The organism is Variovorax sp. V116, assembly GCF_041154435.1.
Classification (GTDB): Bacteria; Pseudomonadota; Gammaproteobacteria; order Burkholderiales; family Burkholderiaceae_C; genus Variovorax; species Variovorax paradoxus.
Map to the genome: position 1 here is coordinate 4464428 of NZ_AP028661.1, position 26239 is coordinate 4490666.

The following is a 26239-nucleotide window of genomic DNA, read 5'->3' on the forward strand; positions in this document are numbered from 1 at the left end:
CCAGCGCGCATGAAGCAACACATCATCGGCTTGACCGGCTTTGCCGGCTCGGGCAAAGACACGGTGGCCGATTTGCTGGTGGCGCATGCGCGCTTTCGCAAACTGGCCTTCGCTGATGCCCTGCGCGGCGAGGTCGCCAACGGGTTCGGGCTCATGCCCGACGAACTGGCATCGCCTCACCTCAAGAGCATTCCCATTCCGGCCCTGCGCATGCGCGGCGCGCCGCAGGACTTCCTCGCGGCCGTGGTCTATTCGCTCAGCGCAGCGGCACCGGACCACCGCACGCCGCTCAGCGACGAATGGCTCGACATGCCGCGCGCACCGCGGCAGATTCTTCAATGGTGGGGCACAGAGTACCGCCGCATGCAGCATCCGCGCTACTGGACACGCGCCCTGCTCTCGCGCCTGGTCGCATACCAGCGCGACGGCGAAAGCCGCTTTGTCATCACCGACGTTCGGTTCGACAACGAGGCCGACACCGTGCGCGCCGCCGGCGGCACGCTCTGGCAAGTGACTCGGCCAGGTTGCAACGGCGAGGCCGAGAACGCCCATGTCAGCGCGACGGACGGCGCGCGCTTCAAGCCCGAGGCCGTCATCTCCAACATTCACGACGTGCGCCACCTGCAGGGGCTGGTGCTGTCCGAGTTTGTCGCGCGCGACCTCGGCATTGACCGCGCGCGCGTGAAGCTCGAGGTGGCGCCATGCTGACCCCGCAGTTCATTCTCAATCTGTCGGCGAAGCTGGTCATCGTGCTGTTCGCCGGCTCGGGCGGCAGCTGCACCGGCATCGAGCAGGCCATCGGCCGACACGTCGATATCGCGGTCAACCACAACGAGAACGCCGTTTCGTGCCACCGGATCAACCATCCGCAGACGCGGCACTACCGCAAGGACGTGCGCGAGCTGTGCCCGCGCGAGCTGACCGGCGGGCAGTCCACCGGCTACTTCCATGCGAGCCCGGACTGCACGCACTTCAGCCAGGCGCTCGGCGGGCAACCACGCGATACCGAAATCCGCTCGCTGTCGTGGATCGTGGTCCGGTGGGCCGGCCAGGCGCTGCCCGATGTCATCACCCTTGAGAACGTCGAGCAGATCCGCAAATGGGGCCCGCTGATCGCGAAGCGCGACAAGGCCACCGGCCGCGTCATCAAGCTCGATGGGACGGTGGCCGCACCGGGCGAATACGTGCCGCGCCGCCTGCAGCACTTGGTGCCAGACCCGAAGCGTATCGGCAAGACGTGGGAACGCTTCCTCGCCCTGCTGCGCACGAAGGGCTATGTCATCGAGCACCGCCTGCTGCGCGCCGCCGACTACGGCGTCCCCACCACGCGCCTGCGCCTGTTCATGGTGGCGCGCCGCGACGGCCTGCCGATTCAATGGCCGGAAGCCACGCACGCGCAGAAGCCGGCGAAGGGCCTGAAGAAGTGGCGCAGCGCGGCCGAATGCATCGACTTCTCGCTGCCCACGCAGAGCATCTTCGACCGGAAGAAGCCGCTCGTTGACGCGACGTGCCGGCGCATCGCCCACGGCCTGAAGCGGTACGTGCTCGACAACGCAGACCCTTTCATCGTCCCGGTGACGCACTCGGGCAGCGTTCGGGTGCACGACATCCGCGAACCGTTGCGCACCGTGACCACCGCCCAGCGCGGCGAGTTCATGCTCGCGACGCCCGTCATGATCCAAGCCGGCCACGGCGAGGGCAAGCCCGGCGCCAGGCGCTGGAGCTACGGGGCCAAGGACATCCGCGACCCCGTGGGCACCGTCACCGCCAGCGGCGGCGGCCAGGCCATGGCCATCGGCACGCTGGTGCAAACCGGCTACGGCGAGCGCGCCGGCCAGGCGCCGCGCGCGCTCGACATCTCCAAGCCGCTCGGGACCGTGGTCGCTGGCGCCGCAAAGCACGCGCTCGTGACAGCGTTCGTTGAACAGGCGAACGGCGGGCACAACACCACGCCAGCCCGCAGCGCGAACGACCCGCTTTCGACCGTGACCACTGCCGGCAGCCAGCAGCGGCTTGTGACCGCGCACCTTGCGCACCTGCGCGGCAACTGCGACGCGCGCCCGTTGGACGAACCGCTGCGCACGGTCAGCGCCGGCGGCCAGCACCACGGCCTTGTCGAGTACCACCTCGCGCCCGAAGCCGAGGCCGGCGCACTGCGCTGCGCCGCTTTCCTGATCCGCTACTACGGCGAGGGAGGCCAATGGGGCGACGTGCGCGACCCCATGCACACGATCACCACGAAAGACCGCCTTGCGCTGGTCACGGTGTGGCTGCAAGGCGAGCCGTGGGTCATCGTGGACATCTGCCTGCGCATGCTGGTGCCGCGCGAGCTGGCGAACGCCACGGGCTTCCCGCGGCAGTACGTCATCGACCGCGGGCACGACGGCCGCATGTTCACGAAGACGCAGCAGGTCGCCATGATCGGCAACGCGGTTCCGCCAGGGCTGCAGCGCGCCGTCACGGCCGCGAACTACCGCGAGACGTGGCAGGAAAGGGCAGCAGCATGAGCGATGCCTTCACCCTTCACCGCGGCCATTGCGTCGAAATCATGCGCTCGATGCCGGATGCGAGCGTCGATGCGGTCGTGACCGACCCGCCTTATGAACTCGGCTTCATGGGCAAATCGTGGGACGCGAGCGGCATCGCCTACAGCGCCGCGATGTGGGCCGAAGTACTTCGCGTTCTGAAGCCCGGCGGCTACATGCTGGCCTTCAGCGGGTCGCGCACCTATCACCGGATGGTGTGCGCCATCGAAGACGCCAAGTTTGAAATCCGCGATCAGCTGATGTGGATCTACGGCTCGGGATTTCCGAAGGGCACTGACCGCAAAAAGGTACCCGTTGACTGGGCGGGCTGGAATACCGCACTGAAGCCGGCGCACGAGCCCATCGCGCTTGCGCGCAAGGCGCCCGTTGGCCCGCTCTCCCTCAACCTTCAGACGCACGGCACTGGCGCGCTCAATATCGACGCCTGCCGCGTGGGCACCGACGCGCGCACTGCACGCCCTACGGACTTCACGCCCATGCGTGGAAACCGCTTCGGCGATCCCACCGTTTCCGAGAAGCGCGAAGCCCTCGAAGAACGCGTCTATGTCGGCCGCCATCCGGCAAACGTCTTGCACGACGGCAGCGCGGAGGTCCTGGCGGCATTCCCGGACGCGCCAGGTCAGCAAGGTGACATCAGCACCGACACGGAAGCCAGGAAGACGCAGAACACCTACGGCGCGATGCGTCGAGGTCGCGGCGACGAGCCCAGCGCCGACAACGAGAACGGCGGCACGGTCGGCTTCAAGATGCGCCCCGGCGCCCGCCGGCTTGACGAAGGCAGCGCTGCCCGATTCTTCTATTGCGCCAAGGCGAGTGCCGAAGACCGGCACGAAGGACTGCCCGATCCCGGCCCACAGTTCAAGCAGGGCAGCACCCTTCGCGATGCAGAGCGCGTCGGCGCCAGCCGCGGCGGCAACTTCCATCCCACGGTGAAGCCCACCGCGCTCATGCGGTACCTGTGCCGCCTTGTCACTCCCCCCCAAGGGCTGCTTCTCGACCCCTTCATGGGCTCCGGCAGCACCGGCAAGGCCGCAGTGCTGGAAGGCTTTCGCTTCATCGGCATCGAGCGCGACGAAGACGAACAGGGCAACCCACTAGGGTATTTCGAACTCGCCCGCGCGCGCATCGAATTCGCCGCGCGGATGGGCCATCAACCATCACTACTGGAGGCCGCATGAAGCGCCGACTCCCCCGTTCCAACGTCAACCCTGCGACCTGGGCAATGGTCATCGCCGCGCGCCAGGACACACACTCAGGCACTGCAGATGAGGTGATGTTGAAGCTGCACGATGCGTTCTGCCAGCTCAAGGCCGGCACGACCGATGACGACATGTTCGACCGCCTCGCATCGTGCATCAACGTCGGCCTCATTCGCGCCGAGCAGATCGACCCGGTATGCGTCGCGCCCATGGTCGCTGCTCGCGATGCGCTGATCCGCTGCGACGGCATCCGTGGGCGCCATGGACGCTACGGGTTCGACGGCCCCGGCCTGCATGCCATCGTCGCCGGCCTCGAGATCTACGAAGAAATGCTGCGCAACAGCACGCCGCAGCAGATGGCCGAGGCCGCCGCCACCTCCTACCACCTCACGCTGCGCCAGGCCGCAGCAGAACAGCGGGCGACAGCATGAGCAGCAGAACCGCCCTTTGGCGCGTGGTGAAGCGCCTTGCCCCCGAGCTGGCGCCCGCCCGACGCGTGGAGCTAGTCGAGGCGATTCTCGCCACCACCGACGCAATGGCTGCAACAGAGATTGCATGCGCCGGCCCGCTCGTTTCCGTGGCTGGCGTTGATGTCACCGCCAGCCGGATGACTGTCGAGTTCCACAACCCGCATGACCTGCACACGCTGCAGGACGCTGCGCGCCTCGTTCGCCGGTCGGGCTATCCGCTGAGCGCCGAGGCGCTCGAAGGATTACATGCTCGACTTGATGCCGCCGCCGCGCTGCAGCTGCGCCTCCGCCGGATGCTGCAGAAGGAGCCAGCATGATGCCGCCCGAGTTCGTCTGCGCCAGCCACGTGCCGGTCGCCCAGTTCCCGAAAGAGAAGCCCATTCTCTACGCGGGCCCCATGGTGCGCGCCGTACTGCGCGACGCGGACCCGAAGAAGCAAACACGCCGCGAGATCGCGCGCTTGGCTGGTTTTGGCGCCGTGACCGAGTTCGACCGCAGCGACTCGCTCGGCTACGACTGGCACTTTCGGGACTCTGCGATGCGGTGGCACGACATCAGCCACGCACGGCTAATGGAGTGCTGCCCTTACGGTCAGTCAGGCGATCGGCTTTGGGTGCGCGAGACCACCCTGCGCGTCGAAGACCATGGCTACGTTGGGCCGGTGTATGTCGAATCAGACAAAGGGCGGGCATGCCTGGAAGGCGGCTTGGCGCCCTCGGAAGACGACTGCACCGAAGTCGAGCCCTACGAGATCAAGAAGCGCCCGGCCATTCATATGCCCCGCGCTATGAGCCGCATCGACCTCGAAATCAACAGCGTGCGAGTCGAGCGCCTGCAGGACATTGGCGAAGCCGAATCCATCGCAGAGGGCATCGAAAAGACACCGAGCGGCCTGTGGAGTCTGTACGGTCAAGCAGAGGTGGACGGCACTTACTCGCCTCGCGCCTCTTTCCGAGCGCTGTGGGAATCGATTCATGGCCCCGGCAGTTGGACGGCCAATCCATGGGTATGGGTCGTGTCGTTTCGGAGGCTCACGCTGTGACCGTCTACGTCGACAACATGCGCGCCAAGTTTGGCCGGATGGTGATGTGCCACATGCTGGCCGACACCGACGACGAACTACACACGATGGCCGCGAGCATTGGCATTGACCGTAAATGGTGGCAATCGCCAGCCGCCACAAGCGGAAGCCATTACGACATCGCGCTCTCGAAACGCGTGCTCGCGGTAGCCGCTGGCGCCGTCGAAATCACATGGCGCCAGGCCGGCGCCATGAACACCCGCCGCCGGGTCACCGGCGCCCTCGGTCCCGCCGCCGACGCCGAGCAATGGCTAAGCACCCACCGTGCCGCACGAGCCTCCGCACACAACATTCAAGGAACGCCATGAGCGAAAAACTTCTAGTCCCCGCGGCCGAGGCTGCCGCAATGCTCTCGATGGGTCGCTCGACGTTCTGGAACAAGGTCAAGCTGGAAGAGCTTCCGCAGCCCGTCAAGATTGCCGGCCTCACTCGCTGGCGCGTTTCGGACCTTCGTCGTTGCGTTGAGCCGCCTCAAGCCAGTCCGACCACCACTGCATCAGCTCACGTCGCTGCGTGAGGTATTCCGCGCGGTTATATGCCGCGCGGACTGCATCGGTTTCCTTGTGCGCGAGCTGCCGCTCGATCACATCGTGAGCGAAGCCCGAGCGCTCATTGAGCACCGTCGATGCCAACGCCCGGAAGCCGTGCGCGGTCATGCGACCGCGGTAGCCCAGGCGGTACAAGGCAAACAGAAATGTGTTCTCCGATAGCGGGTGTCCGGGACGAATCGGAGAGTCGAGAACCAGCGAGCCGTCGCCGCTCATCTTTCGCAGCGTCGCAAGAATCGCCTGCGCTTGCCGTGACAAAGGCACTACATGGGGAATGCGCATCTTCATGCGCGCTTCAGGCACCACCCACACCGCGCCCTTTTCCTTCAGCTCCCCCCACAGCATGCCGCGCAGCTCGCCCACGCGGACGAACGTGTGAGCCAGCAGCTGCAGGCCGAGCCGAGTCACCGAGTCTTCATAGCCATCAATGGCGCGCATCAGCTCACCGGCCTCTTCCGCCGGAATGCTCGCCATCGGCTTCTTTGTCTTTCTCGCGATGAGCACGCGCGTTAGCCCTGCCGCACCATGCTGCTGAAGCAAGCCCGTATCCTGCGCGAAGTCGAAGACAGCCGAGATGCGACTCGCCACACGATGTCCCGTCTCGATCTTGCCGCCAGCTTGCGCCGCTCGCACCACCGTGACCAACTCCGAGCGCGGGATGGCATTGATCGGCCGCGATCCGAGCAGCGGGAAGGCATACCGCTCCAGCGTGTTCTCGACCTGAATTTGATGCTTGCCGTTGGATAGCGTTGGCAGCTTCGCCTTGAGCCAGTCGCGCGCCACGGTCTCGAAGGTGGGCGCCGCCACCTCGGCCTGCGGCGCCTCACGAGCAGCCGCATGAGCTTTTCGGGCATCCGCCAGGCTCACGGGAGGGTAGAGGCCATACGTCTTTGTCTTTTGCTTTCCGCCCGCGGTGTAGTTCGCACGCCAGCTCTTCGCGCCAGTGGGCGAGACGAACAAATATAGGCCGTGCGCGTCGGTCAGCTTGTAGGCCTTCTCGCGCGGTTTGGCCGCATCAACAGCTTTAACAGTGAGGGTCATGGTATCGGCTCGAAAATACCATGACTGATGCCATGTTTGGTAGCTGGCTAGGGGCGGCCTATCGCAGATTGCGCCGGACTCAAAAGGACGCATCCCCCAATGAAAAAGTCCCGTCGCATGGACTGCACGGGACTTTCAAAAACTGCCAAGGATCGATTCTGGCGGAGAGTGTGAGATTCGAACTCACGGACGCTTTCACGTCGGCAGTTTTCAAGACTGCTGGTTTAAACCACTCACCCAACTCTCCGGAACCGTCGATTTTATGCTGACGCCGGCCCGTTACTCGTCGGGCAGGAAGAGCGACTGCAGGTCGCTCAGGAAGTCCAGCCCGCGCTCGGTGGGCCACACGCGATGCAGGTCGCGCGCGATGAGGCCCTTGCGCTCGGCTTCCTCCAGGCCCTTTTGAATGCTGGTCATGGCCAGCCCGGTGCGTTCGCTGAACTGGGGCAGCGTGAAGCCCTCCTTCAGGCGCAGCGCGTTGAGCATGAACTCGAACGGCAAGTCGGCCAGCGCCACTTCGTCACTTTGCGCCACGGCGGCGCCGGTGCGGGCGTTGTTCATGTACAGGCGCGGCTCGCGAAAGCGTACCTGGCGCACGATGCGGTGCGCGAAGCTCAGCTTGCTGTGTGCGCCGGCGCCAATGCCCAGGTAGTCGCCGAACTGCCAGTAGTTGAGGTTGTGCGCGCAGGCGTGGCCGCTGCGCGCATAGGCCGACACTTCGTAGCGCGACATGCCGCTGGCGGCGGTTCGCTCGGCGATGCGGTCGAGCATGGCGTAGGCCAGGTCGTCTTCGGGCAGCGCCGGCGGAAACTTGGCGAACCAGGTGTTGGGTTCGATGGTGAGGTGGTACACCGAGATGTGCGGCGGCGCGAGCGCCAGCGCCTGGGTCAGGTCGGCGTCCAGCCCCTCGAGCGTCTGGCCCGGCAGCGCATATATCAGGTCGAGGTTGAAGGTGTCGAACGCGCTCGCGGCTTCTTCCATGGCGGCAATGGCCTGGGCGCGGTCGTGCACGCGGCCGAGCGCCTTCAGGTGCTCGTCGTTGAAGCTCTGCACGCCCACCGAAAGCCGCGTGACGCCCGCGCTGCGGTAGGCGCGGAAGCGGTTGCGCTCGAAGGTGCCGGGGTTGGCTTCGAGCGTGATCTCGCATTCGGGCGCCAGCTTGAGGCGGGCGCGCACATCGCCGAGCAGGCGGTCGATGGCCTGCGGCGAAAAAAGGCTTGGCGTTCCGCCGCCGATGAAGATGGTGTGGACGGTGCGGCCCCAGATGAGCGGCAGCGCAGCGTCCAGGTCGGCAATGAGCGCGTCGAGGTACGCCGGCTCGGGAATGCCCTCGGCCTCGGCCTCGTTGGTGGCGCGCCACTCGTGCGAGTTGAAGTCGCAGTAGGGGCACTTGCGCAGGCACCAGGGCAGATGGATGTAGAGCGAGAGCGGCGGCAGCGCCGCGAGCTGCAGCGGGCCGGGCCGCATCCAGTGCAGCACGTCGTTGGCCTGCGGTGCGCCCGCGGGCTGTACGGGCTGGATGGGAACGACAGAGGCCATCGCTCAGAACCAGCGTTCGCGCATCAGCGCCAGCATGGCCTTGGCCGCCTGGCCCCTGTGGCTGTTGGCGTTTTTTACCTCGGGCGGCAGCTGGGCAAAGGTCTTGCCGAAGCCGGGCAGGTACATGACAGGATCGAAGCCGAAGCCGTTGTCGCCGATGGGCGCCTTCGTGATTTCACCGACGACCCGACCGACTGCGATGAGCGGCTCGGGGTCGTCGTGCCCGCGCAGCGCAACCAGCGTGCTGACAAGCGCGGCGCGCCGGTTGGCCACGCCGTCGAGCTGCTCGAGCAGCGCCTTGACGTTGTTGGCGTCGCCCTTGGCATAGCCGAACTGCGTGGCATAGAACGCGGTGTCCACGCCCGGCAGGCCGCCGAAGGCGTCGACGCAAATGCCTGCGTCGTCGGCAATGGCCGGCAGGCCGGTCGCGGCGCTGGCATGGCGCGCCTTGGCCAGCGCGTTTTCGACGAAAGTGCGAAACGGCTCCTCGGCCTCGCCCACGCCCAACGCCGACTGGGGCACGAGCGTCACGGCCAGCTCCGCAAACAATTGCTGGAGTTCGGCAAGCTTGCCGGCGTTGTTGGAGGCCAGGACCAGTTTCATCGCCATCGACCGATCGATCACTTCGAAACGAGGGACTGCTGCTGCAGCACGATCAGTTCGCCAATGCCCTTTTCGGCCAGGCCGAGCAGCAGGTTCATCTCCTCGCGCGAGAAGGCCGCGCCCTCGGCGGTGCCCTGCACTTCGACGAAGTGGCCGGCGCCGGTCATCACGACGTTCATGTCGGTATCGCAGGCGGAGTCTTCGGTGTATTCGAGGTCGAGCAGCGGCGTACCGGCAACGATGCCGACCGAAATGGCCGCGACATGGCCCCTGATGGGCGACGCGGGGATCGTGCCGGCGGCCAGCAGCTTGTTGACGGCGTCCTGCGCGGCGACGAAGGCGCCGGTGATGGCCGCCGTGCGGGTGCCGCCATCGGCCTGCAGCACGTCGCAGTCGAGGTGGATGGTGCGCTCGCCCAGCGCGGCCAGGTCGAACACGGCGCGCATCGAGCGGCCGATGAGGCGCTGGATTTCCTGCGTGCGGCCGCTTTGCTTGCCGCGGGCGGCTTCGCGGTCGCTGCGCGTGTGGGTGGCGCGCGGCAGCATGCCGTATTCGGCCGTGACCCAGCCTTCACCGCTGCCGCGCTTGTGCGGCGGCACGCGCTCTTCGACCGAGGCGGTGCACAGCACGCGGGTCTGGCCGAATTCGATGAGCACCGAGCCCTCGGCGTGGATGGTGAAACCGCGGGTGATGCGCACCGGGCGCAGCTGGTCGGCGGCACGGCCGCCGCTTCGTGTGAAAGCAGTCATTTTTTTGTGAGAGGTATGTGGAACAAAAAGCGCAGACGGCCCGCAAGCCGAAGCAGCCAGGCGATCAGGTTTTCTTGGCTGCCGAACGGCGAATGGCTTCGTTGATTTCGGCAATCGAGCGCTCGATGGCGTCTTCGTCGAGGTCGTCGAGCGCGTCGAGTTCGCCGTCCGCGGGCATGCCGGCCTGGATGGTGGAAGCAAAGACGCCGTCGTCGATGGTCTCGGTGGAAACGCCGCGGTCTTCGCCCGTCGAATCGGGCATTTCCCATTCGAGGGCGATGAGCGTGACGTTGTCGCTGTGCGCGCCGCCCTTGCGCAGCGCCATTTCGGCCAGGTCGGGCGCGGCGTCGGACACCGGCTTGTCGGAGGACAGCGTGTGCACGATGACGGCGTCGTCGAGCACGCCCCAGACGCCGTCGGAGCACAGCATGATGCGGTCGCCGCGCTGCAGCTGCAGCGGGGCCGAAATGTCGAACAGCGGCGTGGTCGGCGAGCCCAGGCAGGTGAGCAGCAGGTTGCGGTTGACCGGCATGTCCGCGCCATGCGGACGCGGGCGCTCGGCATGCGAATGGTCGCGCGTGCGGGTCAGCAGGCGGCCGTCGCGCACCACGTAGAGGCGCGAGTCGCCGCAGTGCATCCAGGTGGCCGTGGTGCCCTGGAGCAGCGCCGCGACGACGGTGGTGCGCGGCGTGTCGAGCATGGCCTTGTGGCTCGCGTACCGCATGATCTGCTGGTGCGCCGCCATGGCCGATTCGGCCAGGAAGGCCTTGACGTCCTTGACGGTGGGGCGCGCTTCGCGCTGGTAGAGGGCCGCGATGGTCTGCAGCGCCAGCTGGGCCGCAACCTCGCCCTCGGGGTGGCCGCCCATGCCGTCGGCCAGCACGAAAAGGCCCGACTCCCGCGTGTAGCAGTAGCCCATGCGGTCTTCGTTCTTGAGACGGCCGCCCTTGCGGCTGACCTGGAATACCGAGAATTTCATGCCGGGCGCGTGGTAGGTGCCGCCGCCCTAGGCAGGGCCTTCTTGTCGAAGGAGCGGATGTTGTCAAATGAAAGCCGCACCTTTTCGCCGACGGTGAGCTTGGTATAGCGGCGCTCGCCTTCGCGGCTGAGCTCCTTTTGCAGCGCAAAGACCGACTGCGGACGCGAGAGCGGATCGAGCGACATGCACCATTCGACCACCTCGATGAGATTGTCGGAGTACACGCCGCGCAGGCGCGACAGCGACAGGCTGAGCCGGTCTTTCTCGATGCGGCGCGGGGCGTCGTTGGGCGGATAGCCCTGCATGCAGGCATAGATGCAGGCACCGATGGCGTAGATGTCGGTCCAGGGACCCATCGACGAGTCGCGCCGGTACATCTCGGGCGCGGCAAAGCCGGGGGTGTACATCGGCCGGATGAAGATGCCCTCCTTGCTGAGCACCTCGCGCGCGGCGCCGAAGTCGATCAGCACCGCCCGGTCGTCGTCGGTGACGAAGATGTTGGCGGGCTTGATGTCCAGGTGCAGCATCTTGTACTGGTGCACGATGCGAAGGCCGCGCAGGATCTCGTCGAACAGCGACCGGATGGTCGATTCGCGGAAGACCTTGGGCCTTTTCAGGTCGCGCGCGGTCACCACGAAGTCCTGCAGGGTGGCGCCCTCCAGGTAGTTCATGACCATGTAGACGGTTTCGTTCTCGCGAAAGAAGTTGAGAACGCTGACCACCGAGGCGTGCGAAATCTGCGCGAGCGAGCGCCCTTCCTCGAAAAAGCTCTTGAGGCCGAGCCGGTAGAGCGAGAGCTTTTCGGGCGCCACTTCGGGCGTCAGCTCGCCCGGCCCGCGCGTGGCGAGCGAAGATGGCAGGTATTCCTTGATGGCAACCTGCTGTCCGCTGGGGTCTATGGCGAGGTAGACAACGCCAAAACCGCCTGCGGAAAGCCGGCGAACGATGCGGTAACCGCCAATGACCGTATCGGGCAGCAGGGGCGAAGGCTTGACCTTTGACATAATCCGGGAGTTTCGCCCGAAGGCGATGGTGCGGCAAGCGAACGCCATGCCGACGCCTCGGTGCTTGCAAGCAAAACCATAGTGAGGCGCAATGCCAGTTTACAGCATGACCGGCTATGCCAGTGGCCAGAACGGCCCCGCCGGCAGCCACTCCGAAGCCGAGGCACGGCCTGCCGCCGCGGGCCGTCTCGGGGTCGAAATCCGCTCGGTCAACAGCCGCTTCCTCGACCTCACCTTCAAGTTGCCGGAGGAACTGCGCCAGCATGAAACCGCGCTGCGCGAGCTGCTCACGGGCAAGCTCAAGCGCGGCAAGGTGGAGGTGCGCGCCGCCATCGAGAACACCGCCCAGGCGGGCGTCGTCGAGCCCTCCGTCAAGCTGCTGCAGCGGCTCAACGGCGTGCAGGACGGCATCAAGGCCTGGCTGCCGGGCGCCCGCGAACTGAGCGTGGCCGACGTGCTGCGCCTGGCCGGCGGCGACAGCGCCGCCCGCGGCGACTGGGGCGGCGACCTGCTCGAGGTGGCCGGCAAGGCGCTGGATGCGCTGATGTCGGCCCGCCAGCGCGAAGGCGCGCGGCTCGCCAAGATGCTGGAGGCCCACCTCGCCCAGCTGCGCGCGCTGGTCGAACAGGCCGGTCCGCTGATTCCGCAGCTGGTCGAGCAGCAGCGCGCTCGTTTCCTGGAGCGCTGGCAGGAAGCCATGGGCCTGACCGGCGGCACCCTGCCCGAGGCCGCCCAGGACCGCGCGCTGACCGAGGCCACCGCCTTTGCCATCCGCATCGACGTGGCGGAAGAGCTCACGCGGCTGAATTCGCACCTCGACGAGATCGAGCGGCTGCTCAAGAAGGGCGGCGAAATCGGCAAGCGGCTGGACTTCCTGATCCAGGAGCTGCATCGCGAGGCCAATACACTGGGCTCCAAGTCGGCCGCGCTGGAGCTCACCCGCATCGGCGTGGACATGAAGGTGCTGATCGAGCAGATGCGCGAACAGGTACAGAACATCGAATGAGCGAGCGAATGGACTATCCAGGCAACATCTTTGTCGTGGCGGCACCCAGCGGTGCCGGCAAATCGAGCCTGGTCAAGGCGCTCATGGAGCTGGACACAGCCGTCCAGCCCTCGGTTTCCCACACCACCCGGCCACCGCGCGGGCAGGAAAAGCACGGCCGGGAGTATTTCTTTACCTCGCCCTCCGAATTCGACGCCATGATCGCGGCGGATGGGTTCGTGGAGTGGGCCCACGTGCACGGGCACCGCTACGGCACCTCCAAGAAAGCCATCGAGGAGCGCATCGCCCAGGGGGCCGACGTCATCCTGGAAATCGACTTCCAGGGCGCCATCCAGATCCGCAAGACCTTCGCCAACGCCGTGATGATCTTCATCCTGCCGCCCAGCTGGGAAGAACTGCGCTCCCGGCTGGAGCGGCGCGGCGAAGACAGCGCGGCCGTCATCGAGCTGCGCCTCAAGAATGCCGCCGAAGAGATGGCCCGGGCGGGGGAATTCGACTTCGTTATAATCAACGAGTTATTTGAGCGCGCGCTTTTCGATCTCAAGGCGATCGTCCACGCTCAGCGGCTTCGGTATTCTGCACAGCGCCGCGCACGTGCCGACACATTCGCCGCCCTGAACATCCCCTGATTTCCTGCTCACCGACCGAAAGACTCCATCATGGCCCGCATCACCGTCGAAGATTGCCTGCTTCAGATCCCCAACCGCTTCCAGCTGGTCCTGGCCGCCACCTACCGTGCGCGCATGCTGAGCCAGGGCCATGCACCCAAGATCGAGAGCAAGAACAAGCCCGCCGTCACGGCCCTGCGCGAAATCGCCGAAGGCAAGATCGGCCTGGAAATGCTCAAGAAGGTGCCGGGCTGATCGTTGTTTCTGACGCAGCCCTGCAACGAAAAGGCACCGCAAAGCGGTGCTTTTTTTACGTCTGGACGCGTCCATAGAGCGGTCACGCTAAAGTGGTAGCCATGAGCGCGGTTGCCAAACATCAGTCCCATGCCCCCACGGGGGGCACGCCCAAGCCGAGCCCGGCGGCGCTGAATGCGGCTGCCGCGAGCTTTGCCGCGCTGACCGCCAGGCTCGACTACCTGAGCCCCGAAGACACCGAGCTGGTGCGCCGCGCCTACCGCTTTGCCGACGAAGCCCACCTGGGCCAGCTGCGCAACAGCGGCGAGCCCTACATCACCCACCCCATTGCCGTAGCGGCGCAATGCGCCGAATGGAAGCTCGACGCACAGGCGCTGATGGCCGCCCTGCTGCACGATGCCATCGAGGACTGCGGGGTCACCAAGCCCGAGCTGATCGAGCGCTTCGGCGCGCCGGTGGCCGAGCTGGTCGACGGGCTCACCAAGCTGGACAAGCTGCAGTTCAACACCCGCGAGGAAAACCAGGCCGAGTCGTTCCGCAAGATGCTGCTGGCCATGGCGCGCGACGTGCGCGTGATCCTGGTCAAGCTGGCCGACCGCACGCACAACATGCGCACGCTCGACGATGCGCCGCGCGAGAAATGGGCCCGGATCTCACGCGAAACGCTCGAAATCTACGCGCCCATCGCGCACCGGCTGGGCCTGAACCAAACGTACCGCGAACTGCAGGAACTGTCGTTCCGCCATCTGAAACCGTGGCGCTATGCCACCCTGTCCAAGGCCGTGGCCAAGGCGCGCGGGCGCCGCCGCGACCTGATCCAGAAGGTGCAGCGCGAGGTCGAGACCGCCTTTGCCAACGCCAACATGACGCTGCGCATCGCGGGACGCGAGAAAACGCTCTATTCGATCTACCGCAAGATGGAGGAAAAGCACCTGAGCTTCGCCCAGGTGACCGACATCTACGGCTTTCGCCTGATCGTGCCGAACGTGATCGCCTGCTACACCGGCCTTGGCATCCTGCACCAGATGTACAAGCCGCTGCCGGGCAAGTTCAAGGACCACATCGCGATCGCCAAGCTCAACGGCTACCAGTCGCTGCACACCACGCTGGTGGGTCCGGCCGGCGTGAACGTGGAGTTCCAGCTGCGCACCGAGGCCATGCACGTGGTGGCCGAATCGGGCGTGGCGGCGCACTGGCTCTACAAGGCGGCCGAGCCGAACGCGGCCAGCAACGACCGGCTCGGCACCAAGTGGCTGCAGTCGCTGCTCGACATCCAGGACGAAACCCGCGACGCCGCCGAGTTCTGGGACCACGTCAAGGTCGACCTGTTCCCGGATGCGGTCTACGTCTTCACGCCGAAGAGCCAGATCCTCGCGCTGCCGCGCGGCGCCACGGTGGTCGACTTTGCCTACGCCATCCACAGCAACATCGGCGACCACACCTCCGCGGCACGCATCAACGGCGACCAGGTGCCGCTGCGCACGGAGCTCAAGAACGGGGACGTGGTCGAGGTCATCACCGCGCCCGTGTCCACGCCCAATCCCGCGTGGCTCGGCTTCGTGCGAACCGGCCGGGCGCGCTCCAAGATCCGCCACTACCTGAAGACCCTGGCCCATGCCGAGTCCGAAGGCCTGGGCGAGAAGCTGCTGGCCCAGGCACTGCGCGCCGAAGGCCTCAGCAAGCTGCCGGCCGAGGACGCCGAGCACCAGGCGCTGTGGGAAAAGCTGCTGCGCTTCACCGGCAACCGCACGCGCGCCGAGCTGCTGACCGACATTGGCCTGGGCAAGCGGATTGCCAGCATCGTGGCAAAGCGGCTGGTGGCCATGCTGTCCGAACTCGGCGAGCGGCCCGATGCGCTGCTGCTGAGCCGCGAGCGCTTCATCTCGCACGAGACCATTTCCCAGGGCGCCGTCACGCTGGATGGCAGCGAGAACTCGTCGGTCCGCTTTGCGCTGTGCTGCCGGCCGATTCCGGGCGACGAGATCGTGGGCTATCTCGGCCATGGCGAAGGGCTGGTCGTGCACACCGAGTCCTGCGGCGTGGGCCAGCGCCTGCGCCACAAGGACAGCGAGCGTTTCTTCGCGGTCGAATGGGCGGACGAGCCGACCCGCACCTTCGAAACCGGCGTGGTCATCACGGTGCGCAACGACAAGGGCGTGCTCGCGCGCGTGGCCGCGACCCTGGCCGACGCCGAAGCCGACATCACGCACGTCGAAATGGCCGACGAGACGCCGCAGGATTCGACCGACCTGCGCTTCGTGATTGCGGTGCGCGACCGCACCCACCTGGACAGCGTGCTGCGTGCCGCGCGGCGCACGGCCTCTGTGCTGACCGCCGCAAGGACGGTTCCCGCGCCCTGACCGGCGGGCAGGAAGGCTAGCGCGCCGTGCCCGGCGCCGGATAGCTGACCGACAGCAGCTCGACCTCATGGGCGCCGCCCGGCGTCACGAGCTTCACCACGTCGCCTTCGCGCGACTTGAGCAGCGCGCGGGCAATCGGGGAGATCCAGCTGACCTGCGACTGGGCGCTGTCCGCCTCGTCGATGCCCAGGATCGTCACGCTGCGCTCGTCGCCCGTTTCGTCCACATAGCGCACTGTTGCGCCGAAGAACACCTGGTCGCTGCCGTGATGGACCGACGGATCGGTCACTTCGGCGATTTCGAGCCGCTTGGTGAGAAAGCGGATGCGCCGATCGATTTCCCGCAGCCGCTTCTTGCCGTAGAGATAGTCGCCATTCTCGGAGCGGTCGCCGTTCTTGGCGGCCCAGTGCACGGCTTCGACGACCTTCGGGCGCTCTTCGTCCATCAGCTGAAGCAGTTCGTCGCGCAGGCGGGCATAGCCGGCCGGCGTCATGTAGTTCTTGCTGCCGCTCGGCAGTGCGGGCGCGGTGCTTTCACCGCCGTCGTCGTCACCGTCGCTCTCGGTTTCCTTGGTGAATGCTTTGCTCAACTTGGTAGAACCTCTGGTCTCAAGGAAGGGATGGGCTTTTCACCGTATTTTCAACATTCGCGACAGGGTGCGCAGCGGCGCCGTCACGCGCCACGAGTTCGAGGCCCGAAGTGCCGTGCATTGCGCTTCCAGGTGCGAGGTGCGCAATCTCGCGCGCTCCAGGTCCTGCGCGAGAACGGCCTGGCTGCGCTGGCATTCGGCGAGTTCATGTTGGCGCGCATCGCGTTCGGCGATTGCCTCGCTCAAATGCTGCTGGCAGGCCGTGCGGCCGGCAATGGCTTCGTCCAGTTCGCGCTGCTGCTCAGCGCGGCAAGCCATTGCCTCGTCGAGTTTCCGCTGGAGCACCGCGCACTCGGACACGGCCTTGTCCAGCTCACGCTTGATCGCCACGCGGTCCAGGGTGGCCTGGGAAGGAAATTCGATGCTGCCCGGCGCCTGCGCGGTGTGGGCAGCAAGCTCCCTGCCCACGCGGACCTTCGACGGCACCGCCGTCTCCCGATGGGCCGACAGCGCCCGCTCCCTGTCGAGCTTCGCACCCAGGACCGGATGCAGCTTGTCGTAGAGATACGCCGGGTCCTCCACGAGACGCGGAAAGTCGAGCATCACCAGCGGCACGTCGTGCTTGACCAGCGTGTGCATCAACTCATGAAAGCCCAGCGCAAGAAGGCGTGCTTCGTCGATCGGGTTGAGCGAATAGACGATGCCGCCCGGCGTGGTCCCCCACGACTCCCAGAGCCGGCAATCGTCCGGCAGGCCCTCCATGGCATACCGTGCGCGCAGCTCGTTGACCACGCGGCTGGTGGAGGCTTCCACGATGCTGCGCATCGGAAAGATCACCGCATCGAGCGCGATGGACGGGTCCGCGAGCAGGCGCGTGGCATAGGCATGCAGCCAGGGCGACTTGATGACGTAGGGCAGATCGGGGTTGTCGAAGGGCAGGTCCTCGAGGCCCGCGTTGGCGTCCCCGTTGTAGGTGCTCGCGTCCGGATGCCTTGCAAGATGCGTGTCCAGCCCGCAAGCCGCCAGGTACTGGACGAGGAAGGTCGTGCCGGCGCGCCCCGTGCCGGCAATCATCAGGTGGTTTTTTCTTGCGGGCGTCATTGATGCAGCGTCCGGGTTGGCGCCGTTCCCTCCAGCGAAGCCATGATCTGCTGCACCGCAGCCGAGACATCGCAGCTGGAAGTGTCGACTGTGAGCGCGGGGTTTGCCGGGGCTTCGAAGATGTCGGACACGCCGGTGAAGCGCGCGATCGCGCCCTGCCGCGCTCGCGCATACATCCCCTTGGGGTCGCGCCGCTCGCAGACTTCCAGGGGCGCGTGCACGAAGACCTCGTGGTACGAAGGGCCGACGATCGAGCGCGCGAGATCCCGGAGCGCCTGCAGCGGTGAAACGACGGCAACGATTGCCACCATGCCCTGCTCGTTCAACAGCCGAGCGATGTGGGCAATGCGGCGGATGTTCTCGTGGCGGTCTTCCGCGCTGAAGCCGAGCCCGTGGTTCAGTCCCTTGCGGACCTCGTCGCCATCCAGCCGCACGGCACCCACGCCCCTGGCGCGCAGCAAGGGCTGCAAGGCGGCGGCGATGGTGGACTTTCCCGCGCCGGACAGCCCCGTGAGCCAAATGACGGGCGGCGGCCGCAGTGTTGTTGTCGAAGCAGGACGATCGGCGTCTGGTTTCTGCAACTGTTCTGGCATCGAAAAACAGGTCTGGCCGGGCGCGGCGCCTCAAGGCAGCGGCTCACCCGGCGTGAAGGAAGACGAAGGTTCTCAAGCGGCTCGTTTTCTTCCGGCTCCTCCGGTGAACAACAAGAATGCCTCAACAGCACCCGAAGGTCGAGGGCGATCCGGCGCAGGATCGATTGCATTGAATGGAGCCCGGAGCGGGAACATTGCCCGTGATCTCGTTGAACGGAAAAATATTCCGCAGAGAGCCGCGCAAAAGAAAAAGGGTTAGGACACGTAATGTCCTAACCCTTCAAAGAGTGGTGCGGCTGGCAGGAATTGAACCCACGACCCCTTGGTTCGTAGCCAAGTACTCTATCCAACTGAGCTACAGCCGCACAGCTATCGATTATAGCATCCATTTTTGGCCCCTGGCGGACCAAGCTCAGAAATGAATGCAATTGGTAGGCCGTGATGGGCTTGAACCATCGACCAACGGATTATGAGTCCGCTGCTCTAACCAACTGAGCTAACGGCCCACGAGAGGCCACGATTCTATTCGCGGCGTCGCTCACTTGCGGTGGCTCAACGCATTGCTGACCAGCCGCGAGGTGATGTCCACGATCTGGATCATTCGCTCGTACGGCATGCGGGTGGGGCCGATCACGCCCAGCGTGCCCACCACCTGCCCGTCGACTTCATAGTTGGCGCTGACGATGGAAAGCTCCTCGATCGGCACCACCTGGCTTTCGCCGCCGATGAAGATGCGCACGCCCTCTGCCTTGCTCGACACGTCGAGCAGCCGCATCAGCTGCGCCTTCTGCTCGAACAGCTCGAAGGCACGGCGCAGCTGCCCCATGTCGCTCGAAAAATCGGTGACGGAAAGCAGGTTGCGCTCGCCGGAGATCACCACGTCGTCTTCCTGCGCCTCGGTGAGCACCTCGGAGCTGACCTTGACCGCCGCCTGCATCAGCGCGGCAATTTCGCCGCGCAGTTTTTCGACCTCGGACTGCAGGCGGTCGCGCACCTGCTCGATGGTCAGGCCCGCGTAGTGGGCATTGATGTAGTTCGATGCTTCCACCAGCTGCGACTGCGTGTAATCGGCTTCCGGAAAGATCACGCGGTTCTGCACGTCGCCGTCGGGCGAGACGATGATCACCAGCAGCCGCCGGTCCGAGAGCCGCAGGAACTCGATCTGCTTGAAGACCGAGGCGCGCCGCGGCGTCATGACCACGCCGACGAACTGCGACAGGTTGGACAGCAGGTTGGCCGCGTTGGCAATCACCTTCTGCGGCTGGTCAGGGGGCAGGTGGCTCGGCGCGTTCATGTGCTCGCGCTGGGCGGTGAGCATGGTGTCGACGAACAGCCGGTAGCCGCGCGCGGTGGGAATGCGTCCGGCCGAGGTGTGTGGGCTGGTGATCAGCCCCAAACCCTCGAGGTCGGACATGACGTTTCGGATGGTCGCGGGAGACAGGTCAAGGCCCGGGGCGCGCGACAAAGTCCGCGACCCGACCGGTTGGCCTTCGGCGATATAACGCTCGACCAGCGTCTTGAGGAGCAACTTGGCACGGTCGTCCAGCATTGCAAGATTTTAGTGTTGTACGTTAAAAATTTCGGTCAGCGGCGGAAGGCAATCTCCCGCCGAACCGCGTCCCTAGCGGCGGTGTAGCTCACACCAAGCAACCCGCCAATCTCCTTGAAACTCAAATTCCCTCGGGTGTAAAGCTCAAAGGCCAATCGGTCTTCAGTCTTGGAAAACATCCGCTGTCGCCCGAATCTAACCCCCCTTGCCCTCGCGGCGACCCGGCCGGCCTCGCAGCGCTCCCGGATGATCGACCGCTCAAACTGGGCAACAGCTCCCAGAATTTGCAGCACCAATTCGCCCATCGCTGACGACGTGTCAACCGGCTCGGTCAGCGATCGCAACGATGCCCCGCCTGAACGCAAACGCTCGAGCAGATGCAAGAGGTCCTTGAGACTCCGAGCGAGCCGATCCACTTTGTAGACCACCAGCGTGTAGCCAGGTCGCAACGCACTTAGCGCCCGGTGCAGCTCTGGCCGAGGGCCAATCCCACTCGTCTTCTCCGCGTAGATCGTGCGGACTCCTGCCGCCTTCAATGCGTCCAACTGGAGCTGCGTTTCCTGTTCATTCGTGGACACCCTCGCATAGCCAACCAACATCAGCCCGCCTCACTAAGCGCTATTGTTTTCATAGCATAGTACATTTGGCAACAACACGTTGAGGAGCGGGAATGGATAGGCATCTTCAGGAACTTCAAAACGCCATGTGGCAAGGTCTGATCTTTCAGGCCGTGATCGGTGCAGTGATCACCACGGCCCTGTTTTATGCGCTGTATCTCGTGGTCAGAACCGCAGTGCGAGACGGAGTCAGAGAAGGCATGGCACAAGGCCGAACCAACGGGAGAAGAGAGCCAGGCAAGGCACCAACGGAAAACCTTCCAGACATGCGGGCAGATTGATCACAGCGACGAATTGCCGGGTACAGGGTGCGCGAGGGTCTTTCCCCCGCAAGCGGGTCCCCGAACTTCCGGCTTAGCAATAAAGGGGCAGGTTCAAGGGGGCGACGAACTGGACCACGGGTGGCGACGGCGGCGCTTGACCGTCCGCCCCGCTAGCGCAGGGCTACCGGCCGGCGCTTGCCCTCGCATATCGAGCCATCACGCCAAGCCGCTCGGCGGGTGGCAACTGACGGCACAGGCTGACGACGCGTGCCCACCCCGGGTCAAAGGTCCTGGGCGCCCGTTTGGCGGGCTTTTGCGGTTTGGTCAAGGCCAACCATGCCTGCGCCCAGAAACCGAGCTTCTCTGGCGCGAGAAAGCGGCCCTCGACATGCCAGGGCGAGAGAACCGAGTGCGTGCCGTGCGGATAGTCGTGCTTGAAGACCTGGCGCGTGTCGTAGCACTTCTCAATGTCCTTGCCGGTGTAGGTCGCGCGGTCCGCGGCCATTTCCTGCGGGTTGGTGCCCATGCGAGCCACAGCCAGGTGGAAGCGCGGGAGATAGCCGGCCTTGTCGCCGAACAGCAGCGCGAGCAGCCAGCCAATGAAGGGCACGCGGACCTTATCGAATCGGGTATGGCGCACGGTCTGCTCAATAAATGCCTCACGCAGCTGTTTGTCGACCTGAAGCACGTTTTGCATGATGTAGTAGGTGTCCCATCCGTGCTTGCGCGCATGCGCGAAGAAATCGAGGGTGGCAGCGCGTTCCTTGTCGGCAAAGGTGCGGGTGTTGAGCCAGGTTCCCATTTCATCGAGAAAGAGCCCGCCGTTGAGATCTTCATCGTAGCTCTCGGGATTGCCATGACCGGCCGCGAGCAGATCGAACGCGGTGGGCTTGTCGGGCACACGCACGTAAGTTTGCTTCGAGTGCACACCGAACATGGCCTTGAGGTCGATGTCGAGATTGGTGGCGCATCGACGCTTGCGCTTGAGGTAACGATCGCGGAACAGCCGGACGGCGTTTTTGCTCTTGCCGGTGCCCTTCTTCCCGGTCAATGCGTAGTCGGTCATTTCGAGAAGTTCTCAATACCGATGCGCTGAATCTTCCAGACGCTGGAAGCGATCCAGACCGAGGCCACGCAGGCCATGACGGCACCGGCGTTCTGCGGGATGAACATGCCGAGGCCCATCCACAAATAGCGGGTCCAGCCTGCGCCACCGCTCACGCTGCCGAGCATGCCGTAGAGCGCCGAACAGCAGACGAAAACGGAGGCGATGAAGACGCCCGCGACGGTAATCCAAGTGACATAGGCCGCGAGCTTGAGCGCAGTGGTGTACGCCATCTGCGTGGCGAACAGCGTAGCCAGGCCACTGGCCAAGGAGCCGATGAAAGCAGCGAGCAAAGGCATGTCAGAAACTCCTCTTGATCATTCCGAGACACAGGAACAAGCCACCACCGGCCCAGACCAGGGCCATCGCCATGCGAACGCCGTCCACCACACCGCAGGGATCGAGCTTCAGACTGCCGACCTGTTGCGGAAGGTCGAAGGTTTCACACGCGGCAACGGGTGGCGCCCAGAACATCGAGCGGACCGGTTCGAAGAAACCCTTGTCACCAGTGCCTGCAGCCTTGGTCAACTGTTCGTCGTTCTTGGTCTTGGTTTCATCGATCTTGGCCTTGGCCGAGTCATAGGTGGTGCCTACGCCCTCGGGTGTGCCTTTCTCGTTGACCTTCACCGCGCATTCCGCCTGCCCAGGTGCACCGCAGGGCGTCGGCGTCTCGCCCGTACCAGTACCACCCGCAGAAGACGACGCCGTGCCCCCAGCACCACCGCCCTTGCCACCCACACCAGCACCGCTAGGACCTCCCCTCGCGTCCCCAGAACCCGTACCAGGCGTGCGCCCTGCACTACCTGTACCCGAACCATCACCACTCGCCGGCTTGCCACCAGCTGGCGGATTGCCGGCATTTGGAGCAGCACCCGGCGCAGCACCCAAAGGAGTAGGCGCTATAGGCTTCGCAGCTGTACCCACGCATGCAGGCTTGCCACCCACCTCACCAACCGAACCAGGGCAATCCGGAGGCGGTGTCTCTTTCTTCGCACCAGCATCAGCTGTACCCATCGTGCACTCTTTGCCAAGACCAAGACTCGGGTAATCCACTGAACGCCGATAGAGGCCGTTAGCCGTAGGCGACTGACTCACATAAGGTTGAACGCCCGGCCCGCTGGTCTGCAAAGAAACGGCGCAACCACCATCGCAAACTTCCCCACTCGACGGCGGCGACATGACCGGACCTACCGCCTGTCGATCACCCTCATCAGGTGTTCGCGTATAGCCCTCCGTCCAATTCAGTATGCTCACAACTCCAGTTTTCGCAGTGCACTGATTCGTGTGCGGCACACACTGCCCACCGCTCTCGTCGTAGCCGGTGTTGCATTGACAACCACCCGTCACTGGTGAGCTATTCAAAGGGCAGCTTGCAGTTCCACTCTTATTGACTTGTCGCAAATAGGTCGATCCCACCCCCCAACGGGTACCCGAATAAAAGCAGTTGTACGTCCAGTTATCCACCTTGCTTGAGCCAACATATGCAGCATTCGGATACTCCGATTGCTTTTCCATCAACCAAAGCTGTGCACTGCACGCGGCATCAGGCGTCGAGAAAACAAACCCGCTACCCGGATACGTTCCGTTCGCACCGCCATTGCCCGGATAGCCCCACAGATAGGCATCCGCGGGAAGCACTGCATGCGCACTTGGCAGGCACGCAAGCAATGTGAGCAAAGCCGTCAATGCGACAGCAAGTAGCCTCACCACACCTGACTCCCGCAAGGCCCAATGACGGTTCCGCATGCACGAATGCGGTCCTTGAATGCGTCGTCGCGACGGTTGGTGGCAGCACAGGCCACGAGGGCGAGAGCGAGAAAGAGAAGCGCGATGCGATCCATGGTTGCTCCAGACGTTTACCAGTGAACACCCGCGAGGGTGCCCACCAGAAAAAGCCCGAGGCTTAAGCGGCGCCGCGAGCGCGCTTGATCCACTTCACGCCGATCATGATCCCGACGACTGTGACGGCCAGGCCGAACATCACGGGGCCGTAGCCGGTGCTGGAACCGGACAGGCTCGAAACCGCCTCCAGGCCGGTGGCCGGATCGACCGCGAAGGCCGACACGGAACCGGCCAGACCGGCTGCACCGGCCGCGATTTGTGCGAAACGCTTGTTCATAGAAAACACTCCTGAAAGAACACGCCAGTAGCCGACTGGCAGCGGTTTGCCGGACGGCAATTTCTAGGCGGCAGCGAGCGTGATGCGGATCATCTTGAGCTTGAAGCCGAGGACGTAGCCGAAGGCCCATGCACTGAGGTACGCAGCAACAAGGGCGGTCATTTCTTGCAGTCCTCTCCGCACTGCGGCATGGAGGGCATCACCGCAGTGACAGGCATGGCGACCTTGCCCCAGGGGTTGTCCCACTTCGATGCAAACGAGTAGCCCGCATACGCCAGGCCCAGGACGATGACCCACGCAACGATTCGCGCTTTCATTGCTGGCCTCCGATGAAGCCGAGCGCGAACAGCAGGACCGCAAGCCCGGCGTTGATGTGCCCAATAAGGTCGGTGAATTGATCGACGGTCATGGCTTGCTCTCAATGCAACGTAGGCTTGTCATCGGGTCGTGCCCACCACGAAAACGGGCCTGACGCATCGACAGTCCGTGGGGTAGTCCGCACTCGGATAAAGCTAGAAAAACCGCCGCCTGTTGGTGCGAACTCAGACGCGAGAAACTCGCCGGTCTGAGCATTGAGGTAGCCGCCTCCCGTCGCAGGGCGGAAGCGGTCGTTGACCGAAGCATTGCCCTGCACATAAGCAGGCCAAAGAACCCAGCGCTTGAAAGCAGCGCCAGGAGCGTCCAAGCCTCCGACGCCGTAAATACGTGAGCCACGTGGAAACCCTCCGATGGTTTTGCTCTCGACCTTGCTGGCGTACTTCATGAGGTACGCCACGGGTGCCGTGGCCTTGAGCGTGTTGGTCATCCCGTGGGGCCACCAGCCTTTGCGATCGGCCTGGGGCATGCGCACCCCCGCGGGGAGGAAAAAGACGGCGTGGTAGTGGATGACGCCACGCTGTTGTAGTTCGGCGACCCAGACGTAGCGCAGGCGTTCACCGGGACAGCGGTCCTTGAACCACTCGCGGACCTTGCGGATGTAGTCGGAGACGTGGCGCGGCTTCCAGTCGCTGTTGTCGCCCCTGTACGTGAGCGTAACCATCACGTTGTTTTCGCAGGGACCTTCGCCGAGGTTCAAAAGCGCTTTCGCGCCGACACCAACACCCTTGCGCAGCCGCGTGACGCGGGACTGGTGGCGATCGATGGTGATGCACTGCTCTGCCCACCGCATGGCGGTTGGGAGAGCAGCAAAACCACTTGTTGATACTGAGACAAGCCCGCGCGCTGCGCGCGCTTCTGCGGTCTGCATATCGCGCGCGGTCTGACGCTGCGAGAACGCGCGGAGCGCTTCCATGGAGGATGCGCGCGCGGCATTGACCGAGGCTTGATGTGCGCCGAGATAGCTCATGCAGGGCACCCCACCAGAACGAGCCCGCGTGCCAACCACATACCGGCCCAAAGGAACGTGCAGCCCGCCGCGAAAATCGCAGCAAGCCCGCAGAACATTGCGATAGCTTCGCCTACCCTTTTCACAGCGCCGCCTCGATCAGCCATGCGGCCTCAGAGCGCAGGCGGTCGGCCATGCGCTGCTCGTAGGGAGAGAGGGAACGATGCTCGGCACCGTCGAGGCCTTCGAGCCAGAAGCGAAGGCGGAGGAAGTTGCGGGCGAAGCTGCTCACCGCGCGCACCCCTGCGTGATGTAGGTCACTTCGTCCACGCCATCGCAAATGTGCTGGCACGACGCGACGGCGAGCGATACGCCGCCAGCGAACACGGCGACGCCGAGCCAGCCCCACCACTTCACAGCGACTCTCCCGAGAGGGAAACGCCGTTGGCCGTATAGGTCACGTCGATCACGACTTGGCCGTCATCGGCCGAGGCTTCGACGCTGATGCCGTCGAGGCCGTCTTCTTGGGCGGCACGCAGGAGGCCGAGCAAAGCGCCCTCCAACGTGGCAAGGTGCGCCGCCTGCATCGCTTCACGCGAGTGCGACATGGTGCACCCCTTCAGCTATTCGACTTGGGGGCCGGTGCGACTGCTCGCGCCAGCCTCGGAGCCACCGAGAGCTTTCCCTTGCTGTCGACGTAGATGCTGGAGGGGTGCAGGAGGTACTCGCCCGGCGCGTAGAACAGCGCCGCGCCGTCCTTGTCCTTGGGCAGCGAGATTTCGACTTTCGTCGGATGAGGGTCGGGGTTGCCCTCGCGGTCGGAGAGGAACATCCACACGTCTTGGAAAGACATGTCGTAGGGCTTGCCGGTGGCTTTGGCGTTGCCCTGCATACGGCGCACCGAAGTGCTCGTGACGGAAACTTTGATCATTGGTGGCTCCTGTTAACGTTACTCAATGTGAATAACGTTGCAGAGCCTACCTTTTCTACA

32 protein-coding genes and 3 tRNA genes are annotated in these 26239 nt (G+C 64.8%); 12 read left to right on the plus strand and 23 right to left on the minus strand.

All coding sequences use genetic code 11. From position 1 onward, the window contains the following. The first annotated feature begins 9 nt into the window (after window positions 1–9). From ACAM58_RS21300 to ACAM58_RS21330, 7 genes are read left to right on the plus strand one after another with little or no spacing between them, the layout of a single operon-like run. Window positions 10–708: a hypothetical protein gene (locus ACAM58_RS21300; protein ID WP_369663523.1), complete on the plus strand. Its 699-nt coding sequence runs from the start codon at window positions 10–12 to the stop codon at window positions 706–708. Next, on the plus strand, window positions 702–2507 hold the full coding sequence (locus ACAM58_RS21305; protein WP_369663524.1) for a DNA cytosine methyltransferase: 1806 nt from the start codon (window positions 702–704) through the stop codon (window positions 2505–2507). Before ACAM58_RS21300 ends, ACAM58_RS21305 begins: the two co-directional genes overlap by 7 nt. Further along, complete coding sequence (locus tag ACAM58_RS21310; protein WP_369663525.1) at window positions 2504–3724, plus strand: site-specific DNA-methyltransferase; 1221 nt, start codon at window positions 2504–2506, stop codon at window positions 3722–3724. Before ACAM58_RS21305 ends, ACAM58_RS21310 begins: the two co-directional genes overlap by 4 nt. After that, window positions 3721–4176 carry a hypothetical protein gene (locus ACAM58_RS21315; protein WP_369663526.1) on the plus strand — a complete coding sequence of 152 codons (456 nt, stop codon included), beginning with the start codon at window positions 3721–3723 and terminating at the stop codon, window positions 4174–4176. The genes ACAM58_RS21310 and ACAM58_RS21315 overlap by 4 nt, the downstream gene beginning before the upstream one ends. Further along, complete coding sequence (locus ACAM58_RS21320) at window positions 4173–4532, plus strand: hypothetical protein (RefSeq protein WP_369663527.1); 360 nt, start codon at window positions 4173–4175, stop codon at window positions 4530–4532. Before ACAM58_RS21315 ends, ACAM58_RS21320 begins: the two co-directional genes overlap by 4 nt. Then, window positions 4529–5257, plus strand: a complete 729-nt coding sequence (locus ACAM58_RS21325; RefSeq protein ID WP_369663528.1) for a hypothetical protein — start codon at window positions 4529–4531, stop codon at window positions 5255–5257. Before ACAM58_RS21320 ends, ACAM58_RS21325 begins: the two co-directional genes overlap by 4 nt. Next, entirely contained in the window at window positions 5254–5604 is a 351-nt protein-coding gene (locus tag ACAM58_RS21330) for a DUF4031 domain-containing protein (RefSeq protein ID WP_369663529.1), read from the plus strand. The genes ACAM58_RS21325 and ACAM58_RS21330 overlap by 4 nt, the downstream gene beginning before the upstream one ends. Before the next feature lie 117 nt (window positions 5605–5721). Here ACAM58_RS21330 and ACAM58_RS21335 read toward each other — a convergent pair whose 3' ends face one another. The 7 genes from ACAM58_RS21335 to ACAM58_RS21365 form a co-directional block, all read right to left on the minus strand. Then, complete coding sequence (locus ACAM58_RS21335) at window positions 5722–6885, minus strand: tyrosine-type recombinase/integrase (protein ID WP_369663530.1); 1164 nt, start codon at window positions 6883–6885, stop codon at window positions 5722–5724. Between the two features lie 159 nt (window positions 6886–7044). Beyond that, a tRNA-Ser gene (locus ACAM58_RS21340) sits at window positions 7045–7132 on the minus strand. Window positions 7133–7164: 32 nt separating this feature from the next. Continuing rightward, window positions 7165–8424, minus strand: a complete 1260-nt coding sequence (hemW, locus tag ACAM58_RS21345; protein WP_369663531.1) for a radical SAM family heme chaperone HemW — start codon at window positions 8422–8424, stop codon at window positions 7165–7167. A gap of 3 nt (window positions 8425–8427) precedes the next feature. Next, the gene (locus ACAM58_RS21350) at window positions 8428–9027 is read right to left on the minus strand and encodes a non-canonical purine NTP pyrophosphatase (protein WP_028256406.1); all 600 of its coding nucleotides are present in this window, start codon (window positions 9025–9027) and stop codon (window positions 8428–8430) included. A 17-nt stretch (window positions 9028–9044) separates the two neighbouring features. Then, window positions 9045–9776: a ribonuclease PH gene (rph, locus tag ACAM58_RS21355; RefSeq protein ID WP_015867095.1), complete on the minus strand. Its 732-nt coding sequence runs from the start codon at window positions 9774–9776 to the stop codon at window positions 9045–9047. 64 nt (window positions 9777–9840) lie between these two features. Beyond that, on the minus strand, window positions 9841–10755 hold the full coding sequence (locus ACAM58_RS21360) for a PP2C family serine/threonine-protein phosphatase (RefSeq protein WP_015867096.1): 915 nt from the start codon (window positions 10753–10755) through the stop codon (window positions 9841–9843). After that, a complete protein-coding gene (locus tag ACAM58_RS21365; protein ID WP_015867097.1) occupies window positions 10752–11759 on the minus strand; it encodes a serine/threonine-protein kinase in 1008 nt (335 codons plus the stop codon). The genes ACAM58_RS21360 and ACAM58_RS21365 overlap by 4 nt, the downstream gene beginning before the upstream one ends. Window positions 11760–11850: 91 nt before the next feature. Here ACAM58_RS21365 and ACAM58_RS21370 point away from each other — a divergent pair, with 91 nt between their 5' ends. The 4 genes from ACAM58_RS21370 to ACAM58_RS21385 all read left to right on the plus strand — a co-directional run bounded on the left by ACAM58_RS21370 (window position 11851) and on the right by ACAM58_RS21385 (window position 15988). Then, complete coding sequence (locus ACAM58_RS21370) at window positions 11851–12765, plus strand: YicC/YloC family endoribonuclease (protein ID WP_027730611.1); 915 nt, start codon at window positions 11851–11853, stop codon at window positions 12763–12765. A gap of 8 nt (window positions 12766–12773) precedes the next feature. Next, window positions 12774–13394, plus strand: a complete 621-nt coding sequence (gmk, locus tag ACAM58_RS21375) for a guanylate kinase (RefSeq protein WP_015867099.1) — start codon at window positions 12774–12776, stop codon at window positions 13392–13394. A 30-nt stretch (window positions 13395–13424) separates the two neighbouring features. Next, window positions 13425–13628 carry a DNA-directed RNA polymerase subunit omega gene (gene rpoZ / locus ACAM58_RS21380; protein WP_015867100.1) on the plus strand — a complete coding sequence of 68 codons (204 nt, stop codon included), beginning with the start codon at window positions 13425–13427 and terminating at the stop codon, window positions 13626–13628. Between the two features lie 101 nt (window positions 13629–13729). Continuing rightward, entirely contained in the window at window positions 13730–15988 is a 2259-nt protein-coding gene (locus tag ACAM58_RS21385) for a bifunctional (p)ppGpp synthetase/guanosine-3',5'-bis(diphosphate) 3'-pyrophosphohydrolase (RefSeq protein WP_018907216.1), read from the plus strand. Window positions 15989–16004: 16 nt separating this feature from the next. Here ACAM58_RS21385 and greB read toward each other — a convergent pair whose 3' ends face one another. The 7 genes from greB to ACAM58_RS21420 all read right to left on the minus strand — a co-directional run bounded on the left by greB (window position 16005) and on the right by ACAM58_RS21420 (window position 20419). Further along, entirely contained in the window at window positions 16005–16577 is a 573-nt protein-coding gene (greB, locus tag ACAM58_RS21390; RefSeq protein WP_319427543.1) for a transcription elongation factor GreB, read from the minus strand. Between the two features lie 39 nt (window positions 16578–16616). Beyond that, entirely contained in the window at window positions 16617–17678 is a 1062-nt protein-coding gene (locus ACAM58_RS21395; RefSeq protein WP_369663532.1) for a hypothetical protein, read from the minus strand. Then, window positions 17675–18271 carry an adenylyl-sulfate kinase gene (gene cysC / locus ACAM58_RS21400; RefSeq protein ID WP_369663533.1) on the minus strand — a complete coding sequence of 199 codons (597 nt, stop codon included), beginning with the start codon at window positions 18269–18271 and terminating at the stop codon, window positions 17675–17677. Before cysC ends, ACAM58_RS21395 begins: the two co-directional genes overlap by 4 nt. 288 nt (window positions 18272–18559) lie before the next feature. Continuing rightward, a tRNA-Arg gene (locus tag ACAM58_RS21405) sits at window positions 18560–18636 on the minus strand. Window positions 18637–18700: 64 nt separating this feature from the next. Continuing rightward, window positions 18701–18777, minus strand: a tRNA-Ile gene (locus ACAM58_RS21410). Between the two features lie 32 nt (window positions 18778–18809). Next, window positions 18810–19820, minus strand: a complete 1011-nt coding sequence (gene hrcA, locus ACAM58_RS21415) for a heat-inducible transcriptional repressor HrcA (protein WP_015867105.1) — start codon at window positions 19818–19820, stop codon at window positions 18810–18812. A 35-nt stretch (window positions 19821–19855) separates the two neighbouring features. After that, window positions 19856–20419, minus strand: a complete 564-nt coding sequence (locus ACAM58_RS21420) for a recombinase family protein (protein WP_369663534.1) — start codon at window positions 20417–20419, stop codon at window positions 19856–19858. 71 nt (window positions 20420–20490) lie between these two features. Between ACAM58_RS21420 and ACAM58_RS21425 the strand changes: the two genes are divergently transcribed. Further along, window positions 20491–20718: a hypothetical protein gene (locus ACAM58_RS21425; protein WP_369663535.1), complete on the plus strand. Its 228-nt coding sequence runs from the start codon at window positions 20491–20493 to the stop codon at window positions 20716–20718. 163 nt (window positions 20719–20881) lie between these two features. Here the strand turns inward: ACAM58_RS21425 and ACAM58_RS21430 are convergent, their stop codons facing one another. The 9 genes from ACAM58_RS21430 to ACAM58_RS21470 form a co-directional block, all read right to left on the minus strand. Next, on the minus strand, window positions 20882–21766 hold the full coding sequence (locus tag ACAM58_RS21430; protein WP_369663536.1) for a zonular occludens toxin domain-containing protein: 885 nt from the start codon (window positions 21764–21766) through the stop codon (window positions 20882–20884). Further along, window positions 21763–22104, minus strand: coding sequence for a hypothetical protein (locus ACAM58_RS21435; protein WP_369663537.1), 342 nt, complete (start codon window positions 22102–22104; stop codon window positions 21763–21765). The genes ACAM58_RS21430 and ACAM58_RS21435 overlap by 4 nt, the downstream gene beginning before the upstream one ends. 1 nt (window position 22105) lies before the next feature. Next, window positions 22106–22432: a hypothetical protein gene (locus ACAM58_RS21440; RefSeq protein WP_369663538.1), complete on the minus strand. Its 327-nt coding sequence runs from the start codon at window positions 22430–22432 to the stop codon at window positions 22106–22108. 1276 nt (window positions 22433–23708) lie between these two features. Beyond that, complete coding sequence (locus tag ACAM58_RS21445) at window positions 23709–23924, minus strand: major coat protein (RefSeq protein WP_369663539.1); 216 nt, start codon at window positions 23922–23924, stop codon at window positions 23709–23711. Window positions 23925–24082: 158 nt separating this feature from the next. Next, window positions 24083–24241, minus strand: a complete 159-nt coding sequence (locus tag ACAM58_RS21450; protein WP_369663540.1) for a hypothetical protein — start codon at window positions 24239–24241, stop codon at window positions 24083–24085. A 101-nt stretch (window positions 24242–24342) separates the two neighbouring features. Then, window positions 24343–25269: a hypothetical protein gene (locus ACAM58_RS21455; protein WP_369663541.1), complete on the minus strand. Its 927-nt coding sequence runs from the start codon at window positions 25267–25269 to the stop codon at window positions 24343–24345. A gap of 121 nt (window positions 25270–25390) precedes the next feature. Then, window positions 25391–25540 carry a hypothetical protein gene (locus ACAM58_RS21460; protein ID WP_369663542.1) on the minus strand — a complete coding sequence of 50 codons (150 nt, stop codon included), beginning with the start codon at window positions 25538–25540 and terminating at the stop codon, window positions 25391–25393. Between the two features lie 121 nt (window positions 25541–25661). Beyond that, complete coding sequence (locus tag ACAM58_RS21465) at window positions 25662–25856, minus strand: hypothetical protein (RefSeq protein WP_369663543.1); 195 nt, start codon at window positions 25854–25856, stop codon at window positions 25662–25664. Window positions 25857–25867: 11 nt separating this feature from the next. After that, window positions 25868–26179, minus strand: a complete 312-nt coding sequence (locus tag ACAM58_RS21470) for a single-stranded DNA-binding protein (protein ID WP_309928182.1) — start codon at window positions 26177–26179, stop codon at window positions 25868–25870. Window positions 26180–26239 lie beyond the last annotated feature (60 nt).